The organism is Piscicoccus intestinalis NBRC 104926, from assembly GCF_001515525.1.
Lineage (GTDB): Bacteria > Actinomycetota > Actinomycetes > Actinomycetales > Dermatophilaceae > Kineosphaera > Kineosphaera intestinalis.
Map to the genome: position 1 here is coordinate 1 of NZ_BCNQ01000224.1, position 4,725 is coordinate 4,725.

Genomic DNA, 4,725 nt, shown 5'->3' on the forward strand with positions numbered 1-4,725 from the left:
GGCCCCGGGAGTCGGGACCGGCGTTCGGGTGTCGGGCTCCGGTCGGGCTCAGGCGGCGGTGCCCACCATGCGGAACGTCACGCCCTCGAAGCGGGCCGGGTCGAGCACGCGGCGGCCGTCGATGACGGCCTGCACGCCCGGGAAGTCACCGGCTCCCAGCTCCTTGTACTGGGCGTGGTCGGCCTGCAGGATGACGACGTCGGCCTCGTCGCCGAGGTGGTAGGCGTCCCAACCGAACCCGGCGAGTTCGTCGTCGCTGTACATCGGGTCGTGCACGGCGACCTGGGCGCCGTGTTCGCGCAGCGCGTCGACGGTCGGGAAGATGCCCGAGAACGCCGTCTCCTTGACACCGCCGCGGTAGGCGGCGCCCAGCACCGCGACCTTCTTGCCGGTCAGGTCGCCGACGGCGCCCTGCGCCAGCCCGACGGTGTACACCGGCATCGCGGCGTTGGCCTCGCGGGCGGCGCGCACGACGGTGGCCTCGGGGTCGGTCCACAGGTACAGCCGCGGGTACACCGGGATGCAGTGGCCGCCGACCGCGATGCCCGGGCGGTGGATGTGGCTGTACGGCTGGGAATTGCTCGCCTCGATGACCTGGTACACGTCGATGCCGTTGGCGGCGGCGAACCGGCCGAACTGGTTGGCCAGGCCGATGTTGACGTCGCGGTAGGTGGTCTCGGCGAGCTTGGCGAGCTCGGCGGCCTCGGCGGCGCCGAGGTCCCAGACGCCGTTGCCGCGCGGCAGGTCGGGGCGCTCGTCGAAGTCGAGCACCGCCTCGTAGAACTCCGTGGCGCGCGCGGCGCCTTCGGGCGAGAGCCCGCCGATGAGCTTGGGGTACTTGCGCAGGTCGGCGAAGACGCGGCCGGTGAGCACCCGCTCGGGCGAGAACACGAGGTGGAAGTCGGTGCCCTCGGTCAGGCCCGAGCCGTCTTCGAGCATGGGCTTCCAGCGGCCGCGGGTGGTGCCGACCGGCAGCGTCGTCTCGTAGGAGACGAGGGTGCCCGGCTTCAGGCCGCGGGCGATGTCCTGCGTGGCGCTGGTCATCCAGCCGAAGTCGGGGATGCCGTCGGCGTCGACGAACAGCGGCACGACGACGACGACCGCCTCGGACTGCGCCACCGCGGCGGCGGTGTCGGTGGTCGCCTCGAGGTTGCCCGCGGGCACCAGCTCGGCGAGCTTCTCCGCCAGCTGCGCCTCGCCAGGAAACGGCTCGCGCCCGGCGTTGACCTGCTCGACGACGGCCGGGTTGACGTCGGCGCCGATGACATGGTGGCCCTTGCTCGCGAACTGCACGGCCAGGGGCAAACCGATCTTGCCGAGACCGACGACGGTGATCTTCACGCGGGTGTCCTCACTCGATGCTTTGCGGGCTTGCGGTGGCTGCAACTGCGCCGGCCCCGGCGCGTTGGACGGCGGACGGCGGTGGCGCCCACGGGGGCAGACCGTTGAGCGCGACCGACCCCGACCGACCCCGACGCCGATCCTAAAGCCTGGACAGCCCCCCGCCCCGGAGGCAGCGCCGCACCCTCGCCGGCTCCCCTCACCGACTCCCTCACCCCGGGCCCTCATCGGCCCCACGTCATTCGGCCGAAGGCTGCCCTGTCGGCCGAGGGCTAGGTCTGTAGTACGAGCCCTCGACCGAAAGGGCAGCCTTCGGCCGGTGGGGAGGGGTCAGGGGCCGTCAGGGTGGGGCGGGGTGGGGGTGGGGGCCCGGTCTCCTAGGACGTGGGACTCGCAGGCGCGCACGACTCGGGGGTCGTACTCGTGGCCCAGGCCGAGGTAGAGGCGCTCGATGGCGCCGGCCGGGTCGGCTTCCCCGCCGACCTGCAGGTAGTCGTCGTAGGCGTTGGCGACGTTGACGATGCGGCTGGCCAGGGGCAGGTCGATGCGACTGCCGATGATGCGGTGGTAGGGCATCGACTGGTGCCGCACGATGTGCGCGACCTCGGCCAGGGTGCCGGTCTGCTCGACGACGCGGGCCCCGTTGTGGGCGATGCGTTCCTGGTCGGTCGCGGCGGCCAGCACGGTGGCGCCGCCGGGCAGGGGCCGGCGCAGCGCGAGTTGGCCGATGTCGTGCAGCAACGCCGCGTACTCGAGGTCGACGACCTCGCGGTCGGGCAGCCCGAGGCGCACGCCGATCGCGACCGCCAGGTCGGAGACCCGGCCCGCGTGCCCGGGGGCGACGAGACCGGCGAGCTCGGGCAGCCGCGACAGCGCCCGCACGCTCTGCCGGTAGGCCAGGTTGGTGCGCCCGAACCGTCCGATCGCGAGCTGGGAGACGGCCAGCGGCAGGAGCAGCAACGGCACGGCGACGAGGCCGAGCACACCCTCGGCCATCGCCAGGAGCACGCCGGTGGCCGCCATCGCCGTCCCGAGCGCGAGGCTGCCTCGGATCTCCTCGAGGATCTCCCGGGACAGCACGGACCGTCCGCCGCGGGCCCGCGCCCACGCCCGCACGGGCGCCTCCGCGAGCAGCACGACCGACAGGATCGACATCATCGTCATCGCGGTCAGCCACGGCGCCCACTCCACGAGCCGCTCCAGCAACGGCCGCCCCGCCCACGGCAGGTCGCGCACGACGAGGCAGACGCACAGCACCGACGTCGAGCGGATCACCGCGTCGGTCAGGGCCTCGCGGCGCAGCTGCGCCGGCGCCCCGCGACGCACCGTGAACCAGTCGACGACCTGGGCCGCGACGACCACGGCGAGGATGCTGCTCGTGTCGAGGCGCAGCGGGCTGTTGGCCGGGAGACCGATCGTCAGGGCGAGCGCCATCCCCGCCGCCCACGCGGTCGGCGCGGTCTGCAACCGCCACCGCAGCCGCATCCGGAAACGCTCGGCGGCCAACAGCGTGACGAAGTACACGAGCAGCACGGTGCGCTCGGCGTATTCGGCGTGCGGTCGGTCTCCGCTGACGGCCAGCACGACGAGCAGCAGCACGGCCACGGAGGCGACGACCCACGCCAATCGGCCGGTGGCGCGCTCGGCGGCGCCGTCGAGCGGGTCGGCGGCCGCCGACGACCGCGCGGCGCTCGGCACGATGAGCGCGAGCGAATCCGCGATGGAGGTGCGCGCCGCCGGTGTCAGGACCGGGCGGGTCGCACCCTCGTCCGACCCCGCCGACTCCGCCGAGGCTGCCGACCCCGTCGACGCTGTCGACGCCGAAGACCCCGCCCACCCCGTCGACCCCGTCGACCCCGCCGCATCGGCGCGCTCCTGTGCCCGGGAGATGGCGTCGCCGACGAACGGCGAGGCGTGCCGAAGAGGTGGGCGGCGCCCGCTGCGGCGCTGCACGGGCCCGGTGTCGACGCCCTCGGTGACGAGGCGGCGGCCCGCCGGGGACGACATCGCGCGGTCGAACGCCTCGACCAGCTGGGGGTCGAAGTCGCGGCCGCTGCGGCGGTGGATCTCGGCCATCGCGGCGTCGTGGTGCACCGGGCAGGTGGTGTCGTCCTCCCAGGCGAGGGCCTCATAGGCGTCGACGATGCCGAGCATGCGCGCGGGCCGCGGGATCGCCAGCCCGCTCAGGCCGTCGGGATAGCCGCTGCCGTCCCAGCGCTCGTGGTGGTGGCGCACCGCCGCCGCCGCGTCGCCGAGGAAGTCGATGTCGCGGATCGCCTCGTAGCCGGTGTCGGCGTGGGAACGCACGGTCGCGAGCTCGGCATCGGTCAACTCCTCCGGCCGCCGCTGCCGGATCTCCCGCGAAATCGCGACAATTCCGATGTCGTGCAGGGAGGCGCCGTACCGCAACGCCGCCTCACCGCGCCGCGACAACGGCACATGCAGCTCGAAGACCCGGACAAGTGCGGCGATCCGCAGATTTCGGGCCACCGATCCGTCGCGGTTTTCCCCGGCCGCCGCCAGAGTATCCAGAATTCGTTGCCGGGCCTTCACCTGCCCGATGTATTGCAGGTACGCCCACCGCGCGACGAGCAGGGGGGCGACGATGAAGGCCGCCGTGAGCACGTGCAATCCGCCCGGCCCCCAGAGGACGACGAACACGAAGGCGGTGACCGCGTAGCCGAGGTAGACCGGCAGCGGCGCGATGAACGGCTCGAGCTCGAACCGGGTGCCGGGCGGCGCATGGAGGCGGATCATGACCGCGACGAGCGCCGCGTTGACCACGCACAGCAGCACGTCCGCGGCGAGCAGCGGCAGCCCGACGTGCAGCAGCAGTTCGCGGCCACCGGCACCGTCCGACGGCACCGGCACCCACCCGCCGGCCGCGACGTAGCCCAGGCCGCTGATCGCCCCGACCAGGCCGGTCATCGCGCTGTTGAAGACCGTCGCGGCGAGTCCCGCGCGGCGCGCCTCGAACAGCGGGATGACGACGCCGAGCACACCGGCTCCGACGGGACCGGCCAGCGGGATCGCCGACAGCAGGATCGCGGCCGTGAACGACAGGTCGATCTGGGATTCGCCCCCGAGGTCACGCAGCCGCGCGCTCGCCAGCCCCAGCGCGAGCAACACGAGCAGCCCCGACAGCTCGCCCGCGCTCGGGGGGTCCACCCACCACGACGCGGCGAGCACCAGCGGCAGCAGCACCGCCAGCAGCGCCGTGTAGCCGCGCACCGCATCCACCCGCCCCCATCGGCGCGCCGGGCCCTTCCGAGGCTCGCGGCCGCCGTCGTGATCGGTGCGGCCGCCATCGGAGGCGGTCTCGCCAACTGGGTCGCGCCGAGGTGCGCCGCCGCCCGGCACGACGGGCGCGCGCTCGGAGGCGGG

2 protein-coding genes are annotated in these 4,725 nt (G+C 73.8%); both read right to left on the reverse strand.

Translation table 11 applies throughout. The annotated features are described in order from the left end of the window. Positions 1 to 48: 48 nt before the first annotated feature. A complete protein-coding gene (locus PINTE_RS20330; RefSeq protein ID WP_068434260.1) occupies positions 49 to 1,341 on the reverse strand; it encodes a nucleotide sugar dehydrogenase in 1,293 nt (430 codons plus the stop codon). Between the two features lie 330 nt (positions 1,342 to 1,671). Next, positions 1,672 to 4,572 (reverse strand): HD-GYP domain-containing protein, encoded by a 2,901-nt coding sequence (locus PINTE_RS20335; protein ID WP_157087420.1) that lies wholly within the window; start codon positions 4,570 to 4,572, stop codon positions 1,672 to 1,674. Positions 4,573 to 4,725: the final 153 nt, after the last annotated feature.